The sequence below is a fragment of the Streptomyces sp. NPDC024698 genome (assembly GCF_055559015.1).
Map to the genome: position 1 here is coordinate 847,084 of NZ_JBVHLK010000001.1, position 13,345 is coordinate 860,428.

12 protein-coding genes and 1 tRNA gene are annotated in these 13,345 nt (G+C 73.8%); 3 read left to right on the plus strand and 10 right to left on the minus strand.

All coding sequences use genetic code 11. From position 1 onward, the window contains the following. Positions 1–201: 201 nt before the first annotated feature. The 5 genes from ACZ4AA_RS03630 to ACZ4AA_RS03650 form a co-directional block, all read right to left on the minus strand. Complete coding sequence (locus tag ACZ4AA_RS03630) at positions 202–1,890, minus strand: long-chain-fatty-acid--CoA ligase (RefSeq protein ID WP_467594568.1); 1,689 nt, start codon at positions 1,888–1,890, stop codon at positions 202–204. 47 nt (positions 1,891–1,937) lie between these two features. Then, positions 1,938–2,405 (minus strand): DUF3592 domain-containing protein, encoded by a 468-nt coding sequence (locus ACZ4AA_RS03635; protein WP_467594573.1) that lies wholly within the window; start codon positions 2,403–2,405, stop codon positions 1,938–1,940. Between the two features lie 146 nt (positions 2,406–2,551). After that, a complete protein-coding gene (locus tag ACZ4AA_RS03640; protein WP_467594578.1) occupies positions 2,552–3,205 on the minus strand; it encodes a lytic polysaccharide monooxygenase auxiliary activity family 9 protein in 654 nt (217 codons plus the stop codon). Positions 3,206–3,427: 222 nt separating this feature from the next. Then, positions 3,428–4,612 (minus strand): SPFH domain-containing protein, encoded by a 1,185-nt coding sequence (locus ACZ4AA_RS03645; RefSeq protein ID WP_467594580.1) that lies wholly within the window; start codon positions 4,610–4,612, stop codon positions 3,428–3,430. An 84-nt stretch (positions 4,613–4,696) separates the two neighbouring features. Further along, positions 4,697–6,037 carry a peptidoglycan-binding protein gene (locus ACZ4AA_RS03650; RefSeq protein ID WP_467594583.1) on the minus strand — a complete coding sequence of 447 codons (1,341 nt, stop codon included), beginning with the start codon at positions 6,035–6,037 and terminating at the stop codon, positions 4,697–4,699. Positions 6,038–6,222: 185 nt separating this feature from the next. Here ACZ4AA_RS03650 and ACZ4AA_RS03655 point away from each other — a divergent pair. After that, positions 6,223–6,296 (plus strand) — tRNA-Lys (locus tag ACZ4AA_RS03655). A gap of 407 nt (positions 6,297–6,703) precedes the next feature. On the opposite strand, the gene ACZ4AA_RS03660 is transcribed toward ACZ4AA_RS03655, so the two are convergent. The 5 genes from ACZ4AA_RS03660 to ACZ4AA_RS03680 form a co-directional block, all read right to left on the minus strand. Continuing rightward, positions 6,704–7,369 (minus strand): class F sortase, encoded by a 666-nt coding sequence (locus tag ACZ4AA_RS03660; protein WP_467594586.1) that lies wholly within the window; start codon positions 7,367–7,369, stop codon positions 6,704–6,706. A 1-nt stretch (position 7,370) separates the two neighbouring features. Continuing rightward, positions 7,371–7,916, minus strand: coding sequence for a hypothetical protein (locus ACZ4AA_RS03665; protein WP_467594588.1), 546 nt, complete (start codon positions 7,914–7,916; stop codon positions 7,371–7,373). Positions 7,917–8,112: 196 nt separating this feature from the next. Further along, positions 8,113–8,892, minus strand: a complete 780-nt coding sequence (locus ACZ4AA_RS03670; RefSeq protein ID WP_467594591.1) for an HAD-IIA family hydrolase — start codon at positions 8,890–8,892, stop codon at positions 8,113–8,115. A gap of 157 nt (positions 8,893–9,049) precedes the next feature. Beyond that, positions 9,050–9,901, minus strand: coding sequence for a hypothetical protein (locus ACZ4AA_RS03675; RefSeq protein WP_467594595.1), 852 nt, complete (start codon positions 9,899–9,901; stop codon positions 9,050–9,052). Between the two features lie 389 nt (positions 9,902–10,290). Further along, positions 10,291–11,388, minus strand: a complete 1,098-nt coding sequence (locus ACZ4AA_RS03680) for an ROK family transcriptional regulator (RefSeq protein ID WP_467594599.1) — start codon at positions 11,386–11,388, stop codon at positions 10,291–10,293. A gap of 257 nt (positions 11,389–11,645) precedes the next feature. On the opposite strand from ACZ4AA_RS03680, the gene ACZ4AA_RS03685 reads away from it, so the two are divergent. Beyond that, the gene (locus ACZ4AA_RS03685) at positions 11,646–12,737 is read left to right on the plus strand and encodes a Gfo/Idh/MocA family oxidoreductase (protein ID WP_467594603.1); all 1,092 of its coding nucleotides are present in this window, start codon (positions 11,646–11,648) and stop codon (positions 12,735–12,737) included. Beyond that, positions 12,734–13,207 carry a heme-degrading domain-containing protein gene (locus ACZ4AA_RS03690; protein ID WP_467594608.1) on the plus strand — a complete coding sequence of 158 codons (474 nt, stop codon included), beginning with the start codon at positions 12,734–12,736 and terminating at the stop codon, positions 13,205–13,207. Before ACZ4AA_RS03685 ends, ACZ4AA_RS03690 begins: the two co-directional genes overlap by 4 nt. Positions 13,208–13,345 lie beyond the last annotated feature (138 nt).

A 13,345-nucleotide genomic window follows, 5' to 3' on the forward strand; every position in this document is an offset into this window, starting at 1 on the left:
TACCGCCCGCTCGGACAGGAGCCGGGCCGGCCTCGCCCCGCGGCTTCCGTGTCCGCGACCCCGATCAGGCAACGCGACGCCCTTCTCCGCTCGGCCCGGGCCTCCGGCGCAGGGGCCCTTCGGCACATCCGCCCGGACATCCTCCCCGCGGAAGGCGGCCGGGAAGCCTCCCGCCGCCGGCGGACCCAGCGACATCACGGCCTAGCGGGTGAGCAGTTCCTCCCTGGCATGCGCCCGGTACCGGGCCAGCAGGGCGTCCGTGTCCGCCGACGTCAGCCTTCGGTACGACGGCTCGCCCGGGGGCCGCCACCACACGGGGTCGGCGCAGCGGAAGCCCTCGCGCCGCAGCGCCACCCGGTGGATCTTGTTGGTGGCGGTGACGGGCATCCGGTCCACGATCCGCAGGAACCGCGGCGCCATCTTGGTGCCGAGGTCCGGCTGGGCGAGCAGGAACCCGGCGAAGCCCGCGGGGTCGAAACGGGCGCCCTCCTTCAGCGCGAGCGCCGCCATGACCTGGTCGCCCGCCACCGGATCCGGCACGGCGTACACCGCCACGCCGGCGGCGTCCTCGTACCGGGCGAGGATGTTCTCGATCATCGCGGCGGCGAGGTTCTCGCTGTCGACGCGCAACCGGTCGTCGCTCCGTCCGGCGAAGTAGAGGAAACCGTCGGCGTCGCGGTAGAAGAGGTCCCCGGTCCAGTACCAGTCCTGCCCGGCACCCTCCGGTCCGGGTGACGTTCCCCGGCGCCGGGCCGCCTCCGCCTCGGGGTTGCGCCAGTACCCCTCGAAGAGACTGACGCCCCGGTTCACCAACTCCCCTATCGCCGCGTCGCCGTTGAGCAGGCGCCCGGCCCCGTCGAACTCGGCGGGCGGGCACACGCGCCCGGTGTCCGGGTCGATGACCGCGAGGTCGTCCGTGGGCGCCGCCCGGCCGATCGCCCCGGCCGGGGTGCCGGGCACGCGCTGGACGGCCGCGCCGCCCTCCGAGGAGCCGTACCCCTCGACGAGCCGCGTCCCGAAACGCTTCTCGAAGGCGGCGGCGTCGACCGCGCCGGCCTCCGTACCGAACCCCATGCGCAGGGGGTTGTCCCGGTCGTCCGGACGGGCGGGCGTGGCCAGCAGATACTGCACGGCGCGGCCGACGTAGGTGAAGTACGTGGCCCCGCAGGCCCGTACGTCGGGAAGGAACCCGGAGGCCGAGAAGCGGCGCCGCAGCGCGATCCCCGCACCGGCCGCCAACGCGGGCGCCCAGTCGGCGATCACCGCGTTGCCGTGGAACATCGGCATGCAGATGTAGTGGGTGTCCTCCGCGCGCACTCCGAAGTGGTCGGCCAGCGAGCGTCCGGCGGCGGAGATCCTGCCCTGGGTGCAGATCGCGGCCTTGGGCGCGCCGGTCGAGCCGGAGGTGAAGAGCAGCAGGAACCGGCTGTCAGGGCCCGCCCCCGTGTCGTCCGGCTTCGCGCCCTCGTAGGTCTTCAGGAGCTCGGCGTAGGCGTCCGTGTCGGTCACCAGGACGCGTACGCCGGGGAGTTCGAGTCCGTCGAGAAGCGGCAGACGGGCCCGCTCGGTGACCAGGAGGCGGCACTCGGTGTGCAGGATGTCCCGCGCCAGTTCAGGGCCGCGCCGGGTCGGGTTGATCCCCGCGACGGCGGCGCCGGCGAGCGCGGCGGCGCTCAACCACAGGGGATATTCAGGGGTGTTGTCGAGCAGCACCCCCACGTGCGGCCGGGCGCCGCGCGGCAGCGACTCGGCGAGCAGTGCCGCGCGCGCCGCCGCGCCCGCCGCCACCTGGTGATGGCTGATCACCCGGCCCTCGAACCACAGCCCCGGCCGGTGGTCGCCCCACCGCTCCCGCACGAGCTCCCCGACGGTACGCCTCCTGGACTCCATGGCGACGTAAGATAATTGACGCTCCGTCAGATGGGGAGCCTCCTGCGCTAACCCCCGAAGAACCCGTCCATGCCGGAGGACATCTGGTGGTAGGTGATCATGAAGCCGACGCAGAAGCTGACCATCACGCCGCAGAACACCAGCATGCCGAGGGTGCCCGCGACCGCCTTGCCCGGGCTCGGCGGCTGCGCCGTGGCCTTCTCGGGGCGCCCGGCGGTGTAGTACGCGGGGACGATGTCTCCCTCGACGACGGTCGCGGGGCCGTGGCGCTCCTCGAAGCGGATCGTGCGGCCGTCGCGGGTCGTGAACTCGTAGACATGGTGCAGGGTCGTGGTGACGGAGGTGTCGTTGCCTCCCCCGCCGACCGTCGTGTACGAGCGCAGACAGCGCGCCTCCGCGGTCAGTCCGCTGCTCCAGGCGTTGCGCAGTTCCAGCCCGCGGCGCACCGTGGCGGCCGCCATCAGGAGCACCCCGACGATGATCAGGCTGGGTATGGCATAGAAGAACACACTCATGACGATCCCCCGGTGGTCCGACACTGTTCCCCGCACGTCGGCATGGTCATGCCGACGTGCGGGGAACATACCCGCCCCGGCGCCGCCGGCGCCTCAAGGAAGGCTCAGAACTCGCCCCCCCCGAACCGGGGCCCCGGAACGCGGGCCTAGAACGTGACGTCCGCGCAGGAGTAGAAGGCGTTCGTCGTGTCGGCGACCGTCCACACGCCGAGGACGACGTGGTGCCCGGTCCTGCCGCCGGGCAGCGTGCCGGTGTGCGTGAGCGTGGCCGGGGGGCGCTGTCCGTTGTAGGGGACCGTCAGGAACGGGGTGGTCTCCAGGTCCGCGCGGGTCAGCGCGTGGTTCTGGTTCCAACCGGTCTTGGTGATGAAGTACTTGAAGTCGGTCGTCGCGTGCATCGCGGTGAACTGCCAGCGGAACGTGTAGGTCTGGCCCGCGGTGACCTTGGTCGTCGGCCAGGCCGCGCCCGCCGGAGTCCTCGGCTGGTCGAGCTGGCTGAAGTTGGCGTGTCCGGCGGAGCAGATGCTGCCGTCGGCCGGACCCGCCGCCGGGAAGCCCTTGAGGCCCTCGACACTCTGCGGCTCCCATTGGATGTCACCGCAGTCGGCCACGACGCCGCCGTTCGCGGCGCACATCTTCTGCCGGCTGAGGGGCTGGTCGGTGTAGCCGTGGGCACTGGCTCCGCCGGTGGAGAGCACGAAGGTGCCCGCCGTCGCGAGGCCCAGCGCCGCCGCGTACATCTTCGCTTTCCGGCCGGTGCGGGACCGGCCGGCGGGGTGATGGTTCGTCCGTGTGCGCATGCTGCCGCTCCTGGAGGACGTGGGGGATGTTCCCTGAGGCGCCCGCGCGAGGTTCAGGTCTAGACCAAGTGCCAGATTATTGCGGGTAGTTGAACATGTCCATACCAATAGCCGACCCGGCCGTTCCGCCCGGCGGCCTCCGCCCCGGTCCGCGATCCACGAGGTCGGCGAGGTCGGCGAGGTCTACGGGGCCAACCGTGTCGACGGGGTCGACGGGACCTACTAGGACACCTCCCCGCGTCCCGTGCAGAACGCCACCGTCAGGTCCTTCACCAGTGCCTTGCGTTCGTAGTCGTCCAGTTCGACCAGCCCGCGCAGGGTCAGCCGGGTCACCGTGTCCTCGACCGAGTCGACGACCGAGCCGAGCACGCTGTCGCGGTGCTGCGCGTCCAGGGCCGCGATCCGGCGGCGCTGCATCACGGCCGCGATCTCCGGCGCGTACTCGATCCGGGTCGGCTGCGCGGAGAAGACCTCCAGGCCGACCGGGGCCGTGTCCGCGGCCACCATCCGGGTCAGCGCCTCGCCGACCGCGTCCGTGTTGCGCAGGGTCAGGTCCCTGATGACGGCCGGCGGCAGCTCGGCCGGCAGCTGGGAGAGCACCCGGGAGAGGGCCGCCTCCACGCATTCGCGCAGATACGTCCGGTGGTCGTCGACCGCGAGGGTGGCCCGCGCGGTGTCCTTGACGCGCCACACGACGAGCACGACCACCCGCAGCTCGACCCCGTTCGCGTCGACCACCGACATCGGCTCGCTGCGCCAGTGCCGCAGCCGCACATCGACCCGGCGGCGCAGCACCAGCGGGTTGACCCACATCAGACCGGTGCGCCGGACCGTGCCGCGGTAGCGCCCGAACAGACCGAGCACCCAGGCCCGCCCGGTCCGGCCGCGGGCGAGACCGCCGAAGCCGAACAGACCGAGGGCGCCCGCTCCCGCGTACGCCGCCCACTGCGCGGGTCCGAGGCCCACGCCCGCGCGCCCGTGCAGCTCCAGCGCCGCCAGGACGGAGGGCGGCAGCAGACCCGCCCACCAGGTGGTGAGAGCACATCCGGCCACACCACAGGCCCCGGCCAGCACTCCCGCGACGCCGGGCAGCACCCGCGCCGCCCGTTCGACCAGCTCGGGATCGGCCTCCGGCACCGGGCGCGGAGGTCTGCCGGGCGCGGGCCGCCGTACCCTCGGCTGCTCCCCCGTACCGCGCCGGCGGCCCACGACGGCGGGCGCGAGCGGCACGGACACCGGGTCGGGGTCGTCACGGAAGAGCAGATGGACGGGGATCTCGGTGGTGACCTCGTTGTGGATGAGCCGGGCGGACCGGTGACCGCCCCCGCACTCGGCCGCCGGGTCGGCCCGGAGGTCCGCCGGGGGTGCTCCCTCGGACTCCGGGGTGTCTGACGTCGTCGTACTCATAGCTGCCTCCATGCCTCCGCGCCTGGAAGTGTGTTCACGAGCCGTGGGGAGCCCGGCCGCTCCGCTCAGGAGAAGAGCCGGCGCTCAGGAGAAGAGCCGCCGCCAGGTCTCCGGTCCCGGATAGCCGTCCGCCGCCCCGCCGCGCCAGCCCTGGGCCCGCTGGAACGCCTCGACGTTGCGCCGGTCCGCCTCGCCCCAGCGCGGCCCCGGGCCTGAGGTGTAGTACGTGCCGAACCCCTTTTCGACCAGCTGCTTTCCCAGCCGGGTCACCTGGGCGTCGTTCGCTCCCGGCCGGAACACCGCGCGCCCCGGATAGCCGGGCACGGCGTGCGAGGAACCCGGTCCCGCGGTCACGGCGGGAATGTTCCTGCCCTTCTTGCCGACCAGGTACGCCCAGGTCTTCGGCCCCGGCAGGCCGTCCGCCCCGGCGCCCTTCCAGCCCTGCGCCCGCTGGAACGCCTCGGTGGCCCGCCGGTCCGCGGCCGACCAGCGCGGCCCGGGTCCCCTGGTGTAGAAACGGCGGCCGCCCCGGTCCACCAGGAGTCGGCCGAGCTGGGTGACGTACGGGTTGTCGGCGCCGGTCCCGAAGTACGCGGCACCCGGATAGCGGGTCGTGGCGGACGGCGGCGAACCGCCCGAGCCCTCCGTGATCCCCCGGTAGCGATAGGGCACGTAGCGGTCCGAGTTCGTCCAGTACGCGTACGGGGTGGACTGCTTCCTGGCGTGCGGCGGAGCCTGTTCGTAGGCGACGTACTGCGTGTGCGTGTAGTCCGTCCAGCCGCCGAAGATGACGACGTGCGAGCCCTTCTCGGGGTTGTCGGGGTTGTGGAAGAGCAGGATGTCGCCCGGTTGGAGCCGGTCCCGGCTGATCCGCACCCCGAAGCTGTCGAGGCTTCCGGTCCATTCGTTGCCGGGCAGGTTCCAGGCCATCGAGACGAAGCCGGAGCAGTCCTGCCGGTACCCGTCCCGCCAGTAGTCGTCCATGCTGTACGGCACCTGCGCGTCGATCCAGGTCATGGCCCGGCTGAGGATCGCGGACCGGGTGGTGACGGTGGCCCGGACCGCCTTGCCCGGCCTGACGGGCAGCGCCGGTTTCCCCGCGGGTCCGTGCAGCGGAGACCGGTGCCCCTGAGGGGTGTCCTGCTGTCCGCCGGCCGGGGGAATGCCGGGCCGGAGGGGTCCGTGCACGGCGGCGACCGCCGGCACGGCGCCGAGCACGCTTCCCGCCGCCGCGGCAAAGGCCAGCGTCAGGGGGGCTCGCGCCGCGCCCGCGCGCGCGAGCACATGGGCGCGGGCCGCCGGGTGCCCCAGAGGTCCGGACGGCCCGAGCCGCGAGGAAATGGGCAGGACACGCGCCCAGTGGACGCATCCGGGGCAATCGCAGTCACTCGCGGGATCGACTTCCTCGAAGACCGGAGTCTTCATGTGATGCCCCTCACGCTCAGGATGGAAATGTCCGCAATTCTGCACATTCGTCAGTTTCTCAACTGTCATCCGGGGCCGCACGTTGACGGTCCGAATGATGTACAGGGCCGCCCTCACCCGCCCCGGAGTCGCCCGCCCGGTCGGGAGCACCCCCGAGGGTCGGGTAGAGTTTTCCCTGTCAGCAGGCGCCGCTAGCTCAGTTGGTTAGAGCAGCTGACTCTTAATCAGCGGGTCCGGGGTTCGAGTCCCTGGCGGCGCACAGACCGGAAGGCCTTCTCGTGAGAACGAGGGGGCCTTTCGTCATGCCCGGAGGCGGCTCGGACCGGAGCCCGCCCCCGCTCCCGCCGGGACCGGCGCCACTCACGGGGGCCGGGACCGCCCGGCGCGGACTTGGCGTCAAACAGTCTAGGAACCGTGGCGCTCACCCGTTCTAGGGTGGGCTCAAGTGGCCTCCATTACAGGCCAGTTGTCTGCTCAGGGCCCGAACGCGTCACTCCGGTGGACGGGCCGAGGACCTCCCGCGCCGGCGCCGGGTCACTCCCGCGACCCGTGCGCCCGCGGTCGAGGGCCGGCCCGGCCGGCGGCTTCGGGAGACCCGGCCGCCGGCCGGGCCCGGTACCGGTTACCGGGCGTGCTCCACCCGCACCCTCGCGAACCCTCGGCGCCTCACAGACCGCTCCCCGTGAGATACGCCGAGACGACCACGTTCGCCGTGTAGCCGCCGGTGGTGTGGTCGAAGGTCCCGCCGCAGGTGATGAGCCGCAGCTCGGCCCGCCCCGGCCGGTCCACCCCGTACGCCCGCCGGGCGTCGAAATGGTCGCGCGGCAGCACCTGCACGTCGTCCACGGTGAACTCGGCGACCGTCCCGTCGTCGCGCATGATCCGGACGGTGTCGCCGGGCTTGACGGTGCTGAGCCGGTAGAACACCGCGGGCCGGGTCTCGGTGTCGACGTGGCCGACCATCAGCGCCGTCCCCGCCGCCCCCGGCTTCGCCCCCGAGGCGTACCAGCCGACCACACCCGGCTGGTCGAACGGCGGCGGGTCGATCGCGCCGCGCCCGTCGAGCCCGCGCGCCACGACGGGGGCCTGCACGCCCATCGAGGGGATGTCGACGCGCTGCGGCCGGGCGGCGCCCAGGGGCTTGAGCGCGGGCGGCAGCCGCACCTCGGGCGGCCGTCCGACGGCCGCGATGTCCCCCGTCGTGGGCGACGACGTCCCCAGCGGCAGATCCGTCACCTCGCGGCCCCACAGCCACAGTCCGAGCAGCAGCACCAGCCAGGCCACACCCGTCAGCAGCCGGCCGACGCCGGGCGAACGCTCCGGTTCGGCCATCTCAGTCGCGGCCGTCGTCGCCCCGGCGCGTGCCGCGGACCACCACGGCGATCGCGGCCACGCTCGCGAGGACCAGACCGACCACGGCCTGCTTGATGCCGGGTCCGGCCGCGTGCGCGCCGTCCGCGGCGGCGAGCCGGGCGGTTCCACCGCCGCCCGCGTTCACGGGCGCGACCGGCGAGGCGGGCGCGGAGACGCTCGGGGAGGAGTCCGGTGCCGGGACGGTGAGCGTGCCCGCCACCCGGTCGCGGTGGCCGTCGCAGTCGACCTGGATGCCGTAGCGGCCCGGTGGCAGCGCGGTCCGCACACGGGTGTCACCGACGAGCCCGCCCCCGCCCGGACCGGTCAGCCGCGCGTCCGAGACGAAGGCGTCCGACGCGGCGGTGCCCGTCCGCCCCGCGCAGCCCATGGCCCGCAGCCTGACGTCGCTGCCCGCCGCCGGGAACACCGGGTTCACGGAGACACCGGCAGGTCCCGCCTCGGCCGCGTACGCGGCGGGCGTGAACGCGGCCGCGACCACCGCCCCGGCGCAGAGAGTGAGCCGCATTGAGCGCATCGTGAAACCTCCAGACAACTGGAGACTCCCCCTCGGGACGGCGGCCCGCATCTTCAGCGGGCCGCCGTTGCTCCGTACGGGTCCCTGCGCGCCGCGGCGGGTTTGGAACCGGCCCGGCTCGGGCGGGCGCCCGGTCCGCGTGCCCACAGGGCGCCCGACGGGCCCACCTGCCCCACCCTCCGGGTGATCAGACGCGGTCGACCAGGTCCGCGATCGAGTCGACGATCTTCGACGGCCGGTACGGGTAGCGCTCGATCTCCTCCGGCGTGGTCAGCCCGGTCAGGACGAGGAAGGTCTGCATCCCCGCCTCCAGACCGGCCAGGACGTCGGTGTCCATGCGGTCGCCGATCATGGCGCTGGACTCGGAGTGCGCGCCGATGGCGTTCAGGCCGGTCCGCATCATCAGCGGGTTCGGCTTGCCCGCGAAGTACGGCTGCTTGCCGGTGGCCTTGGTGATCAGCGCGGCGACCGCCCCGGTGGCCGGCAGCGGGCCCTCGGTGGACGGGCCCGTCTCGTCCGGGTTGGTGGCGATGAACCGGGCGCCGCCCTTGATCAGCCGGACGGCCTTGGTCATGGCCTCGAAGGAGTAGGTACGGGTCTCGCCGAGGACCACGTAGTCCGGTTCGTGGTCGGTCAGGACGTACCCGATGTCGTGCAGCGCGGTGGTCAGGCCCGCCTCGCCGATGACGTACGCCGTGCCGCCCGGCCGCTGGTCGTCCAGGAACTTGGCGGTGGCCAGCGCGGAGGTCCAGATGTTCTCGACCGGGACGTCGAGGCCCATGCGCTTGAGCCTGGCGTGCAGGTCGCGGGCCGTGTAGATGGAGTTGTTCGTCAGAACCAGGAACGGCTTCCCCGACTCCCGCAGCTTCTTGACGAAGGCGTCGGCGCCGGGGATCGGCACGCCTTCGTGGATGAGGACACCGTCCATGTCGGTGAGCCACGAATCGATCGGCTTGCGCTCTGACATGTGCTGGTCTCCTAGCCGTCCTGGCGTACGGACGCACGCGAACCCGGGGCTGCCGGAACGACTCCGTGCCGACGCGCTCAGCCTAGTCAGGGCACCTCGACCGCGGCCGGGCCGGGCCCGGCCGGGTCCCACGGCCGGGGTCCCGGACTCCGGGGTGTCAGCGGCGGCGCGGGCGGATCCGGCGAGCCAGGGCGAGGAGTCCGGCTCCGAAGGCGACGAGCACGAGCGCCAGCGCGGCCAGGGCGGGCCGGTTCGGGCCGCCGGGGCCGGTCATGGCCAGCTGGTCGGGGGACGGCGCCGTGGTGGCGCTCCCGGTGCCGGTCCCGCTGTCCGTGCCCGTACGGGCGCCGGTGTCGGTCCCGGCGTCCGCGGTGCCGTCCTGCTCCTCGTCGGTGCCGGGCTCCGTGCCCGTCCCCGCGTCCTCGTCCCCGGCGGTGCCCTCGATCCGGAAGCGGTAGGCGTTGGACTCCCCCACCCACTCGCCGTCGTCGTCGTGCTTCTGCACCACGGCGGCGTTCACGACGACGGAGTTCGGGGCGGTCGCGCCGGGGGCCAGGGAGAGCCGCACCTTCACCGTCAGGGTGCGGCCGGGGGCCACGGTGAAGCCGGGGAAGCCGTCGTCGAACGGTCCCACGTTCTCGGCCTCGTCGCTCCGCTCGAACCGCACCGCGTGGGCCCGCTCCCCGTCGTAGAACTCCAGCCGCGCCTGCTCCGGCCGCAGGGTCCGCTTCTCGTCCACGAGGACGACGACCGGGTGGATCGCGCCGCAGGGGTGGGCACTGGTGTTGGTGAGGTCGATGTACCAGGTCCCGAAGTCGCCGCCCGCCCGGTAGGTGTCGGGGCCGCCGTGGACCCGGGTCTTGATCGGGAAGTCGTGGGTGTCGGAGGAGACACAGTCCGGGCGGGTGTCCAGCGCCTGCGCCGGCGCCGACGTGAACGTCACGCACAGCGCCAGCGCGGTCGGGGCGAGGGCGGTCGGAGCGAGCGGATGAGACGTACGCAGTCGCATGAGGAGCCTTTGGCCGATCGGGAGAGGGCGGGGATCGGGAGGACCGAAAGCGTCAGTCGGTGCCGGGCAATGGCCCCGTGACCGTGCCATGCCCCACCCCGCCCGTCCGACCGCCACATGGGAAGTCACCCCCGTTCGGCCCCGGTTTTCCCACCATCCGGCGGCACCGCCGACACGGGAGGGGTGCCGCTACGGGACCGAGCGCCCCAAGCTGGGCGTCACGGGCGGGCCTCGCGGACCGAGCGCCGCGGGCCGAGCGCCGCGGGCCGAGCGCCGCGGGCCGAGCGCCGAGCGCCGAGCGCCGAGCGCCGCGGGCCGAGCGCCGCGGGCCGAGCGCCGCGGGCCGAGTCTCGCGGACCGAGTGGGCTCCCCCGGAAGCAGCGGTCCCCTCAGCCGTCCCCCCGTCCGAACAGCGGGGCCAGCAGGAGCTGGGCCGCGCCCTCGGCCACTCCCCGTGCTCCGCCGGGAGCCGGCCGGACCGGCACCGACGCGCCGCCCCCCTCGCGCAGGGCCCGTTCCTCCATGACCGCCCCGACGCCCCGGAGGAAGACCTCTTCGTGAGCGGCGACCGTGCGCCCGCCCAGCAGGACGAGGTCGATGTCGAGCAGCCCCACCAGGTTCGCCGCCCCGGCGCCGAGCACCCGGGCCGCCTCCGCCACGGCCCCCCGGCCCACCGCGTCCAGGCACAGCACCTCGATGCACCCGCGGTTCCCGCACTCGCACAGCGGCCCGTCCAGCTGGATGACCTGGTGCCCGAACTCCCCGGCCCCGGTCCTGGCCCCCCGGTGCACGGCCCCACCGATCACCAGGCCCGCGCCCAGTCCCGTACCGAGATGCAGATACGCGAACGACCCGCCGCCCGCGACGCCGGAACCGGGCCCGGCGCCGGTCCCCACCGCGACCCCGAGCGCCGCCGCGTTGGTGTCCTTGTCCACGACCACCGGCAGCCCGAGCCGCCCGGCCAGCGCGTCCCTGAGCGCGAACCCGTCCCACTCGGGAAAGCCCGTCACCCGGTGCAGCACCCCCAGCGTGTGATCGAGCGGCCCCGGCAGCGCCACCCCCACGCCCAGCGGTGACACCCCGCCGAGCAGGGCCGAGACCTCCCCGGCCGCCCCCTCGACCACCGCGTCGGCGCCGGCCCCCAGATCCAGCGGGGCGCGCCGCTCGGCCACCACGGCCCCGGTGAGATCGCACAGCACCGCGGTCAGCTCGTCCCGGTCGAGATGCAGCCCGACCGCGTGCCCCGCCTCGGGCACCAGCCGCAGCACCGTACGGGGTTTGCCGCCCGTGGACGCGAGCCGCCCCGCCTCCGTCGCGAGGCCGTCCGCCCTGAGCCGAGCGGTGATCTTGCTGACCGCCTGCGGGGTCAGACCGGTCCGCTCGGCGAGTTCCAGGCGGCTGATGCCGGAGGCCCCCGCCGTGCGCAGTAGATCGAGCACCAGCGCGGCGTTGTGACTGCGCAGGGCCGGCAGATTCACCCCCGCCACCCCGGACCCCACCCCGGACCCCACCCCGGAGCTCGCCCGGGAACCCGCCCCGGCGTCACCGTGCCGCCCCGGAGCACCGGCACCACCCCAACCTCCCGTTCCGCCCCCGCCCCGTTCCGCGCGGTCGCCCGAGCTCCGGGGTACACCTGGATTCCCGGGGGTCTCCTGCGTCCCGGCCCCACCCGCACTGATCCTGTTCACGCCCCCATTGTCTCCCGCGCTTGCACTTTGGCAACAGCGTTGCGAAAGTAGGACGCATGACAGGCATGACTGCTACTGGTACGCCCCTTCGCGTGGGTCTCGTCGGCTACGGCCTCGCGGGTTCCGTCTTCCACGCCCCGCTGGTCGCCACGACCGAGGGCCTCGCCCTCGACACGGTCGTCACCTCGAACCCGGAGCGCGAGGCGCAGGCTCGCGCCGAGTTCGGCGACGGACTCCGGTTCGCCGCCACGCCCGAGGACCTGCTGGAACGCGCCGACGACCTCGACCTGGTCGTCATCGCGTCCCCGAACAAGACCCACGTCCCGATCGCGACCGCCGCCCTGAAGGCCGGCCTCCCCGTGGTCGTGGACAAGCCGATCGCCGGCACGGCGGCGGAGGCGCGCGAGCTCGCGGCCCTGGCCGACGAGCGCGGTCTGCTGCTCTCCGTCTTCCAGAACCGCCGCTGGGACAACGATTTCCTGACCCTGCGCAAGCTGTTCGCCGACGGCGAGCTGGGCGACATCTGGCGCTTCGAGTCCCGTTTCGAGCGCTGGCGCCCGCAGCCGAAGGGCGGCTGGCGCGAGTCCGGCGACCCGGCGGAGATCGGCGGCCTGCTCTACGACCTCGGCAGCCACCTCGTCGACCAGGCGCTCGTCCTCTTCGGCCCCGCCGCCTCGGTGTACGCGGAGTCGGACGTCCGCCGTCCGGGCGCGCTGACCGACGACGACACGTTCATCGCGATCACGCACGAGAACGGGGTCCGCTCCCACCTCTACGTCTCCGCGACGACCGCCCAGCTCGGCCCGCGCTTCCGTGTCCTCGGCTCGCAGGCGGGCTACGTCAAGTACGGCCTCGACCCGCAGGAGGCCGAGCTGCGCGAGGGCAGGCGCCCCGGCGCCGGTGCCGCGTGGGGCGTCGAGCCGGAGGCCCTGTGGGGCCGCGTCGGTTCCGGCGAGTCCCCGCTGACCGGTGGCGGCCGTCCCGAGCCGACGGTCCCGGGCGCGTACCCCGCGTACTACGCGGCCGTCGCCGCCGCGATCCGTGACGGCGCCCCGAACCCGGTCACCGCCCACGAGGCCGCCGCCGCCCTCGACGTCCTGGAGGCGGCCCGCCGCTCCGCCCGCGAGTCCGTGGTGGTGTCCCTGTGAACGCGCCCGTCGCCCCGGAGATCGCCGAGCTGGAGGAGCAGGAGCGCCGGCTGACGCTCCCGCGGTTCACCCACGACGACGCCTGGGTCCTCGGCGGCCTCCTGGTCGAGCTCGCCCGTGAGCGCGAGGCACCGGTGGCCATCGACATCCGCCGCGGCGGCCAGCAGCTGTTCCACGCGGCGCTGCCGGGTTCCACCCCGGACAACGACGCCTGGATCGACCGCAAGCGCCGCGTCGTCGAGCGGTACGGCTGCTCGTCGCTGCTGGTCGGCTCGCGCTTCCGCGCCAAGGGCACGACGTTCGAGGACTCCTCGCGCCTCGACCCCGACACCTACGCGGCCCACGGGGGCGCCTTCCCGATCACCGTGACGGACACGGGCGTCATCGGCACCGTGGTGGTCTCGGGCCTCCCCCAGCTGGAGGACCACAAGATGGTCGTAGAAGCCCTGGATAAATTCCTGACCGCCTAGCCCCCCGGTTCCCCGCGCCCGCCAGGGGCGCGGGGAACTGCGCGCCCGGCCCCGACGCACCCGCAGGGACCCACCGGCGTCAAGCCCCGATAGGGGCGCGAGGAACGGCGCGAGCGACCACGACGCCCCCGCGGCCGA

Bases quoted from the DNA above. Each gene is read 5' to 3' on its own strand.
- ACZ4AA_RS03635 (WP_467594573.1), bottom strand. From the start codon at position 2,405: ATGAGTGTGTTCTTCTATGCCATACCCAGCCTGATCATCGTCGGGGTG.
- ACZ4AA_RS03675 (WP_467594595.1), bottom strand. From the start codon at position 9,901: ATGCGACTGCGTACGTCTCATCCGCTCGCTCCGACCGCCCTCGCCCCG.
- ACZ4AA_RS03670 (WP_467594591.1), bottom strand. From the start codon at position 8,892: ATGTCAGAGCGCAAGCCGATCGATTCGTGGCTCACCGACATGGACGGT.
- ACZ4AA_RS03650 (WP_467594583.1), bottom strand. From the start codon at position 6,037: ATGAAGACTCCGGTCTTCGAGGAAGTCGATCCCGCGAGTGACTGCGAT.
- ACZ4AA_RS03640 (WP_467594578.1), bottom strand. From the start codon at position 3,205: ATGCGCACACGGACGAACCATCACCCCGCCGGCCGGTCCCGCACCGGC.
- ACZ4AA_RS03665 (WP_467594588.1), bottom strand. From the start codon at position 7,916: ATGCGGCTCACTCTCTGCGCCGGGGCGGTGGTCGCGGCCGCGTTCACG.
- ACZ4AA_RS03645 (WP_467594580.1), bottom strand. From the start codon at position 4,612: ATGAGTACGACGACGTCAGACACCCCGGAGTCCGAGGGAGCACCCCCG.
- ACZ4AA_RS03660 (WP_467594586.1), bottom strand. From the start codon at position 7,369: ATGGCCGAACCGGAGCGTTCGCCCGGCGTCGGCCGGCTGCTGACGGGT.
- ACZ4AA_RS03630 (WP_467594568.1), bottom strand. From the start codon at position 1,890: ATGGAGTCCAGGAGGCGTACCGTCGGGGAGCTCGTGCGGGAGCGGTGG.
- ACZ4AA_RS03685 (WP_467594603.1), top strand. From the start codon at position 11,646: ATGACAGGCATGACTGCTACTGGTACGCCCCTTCGCGTGGGTCTCGTC.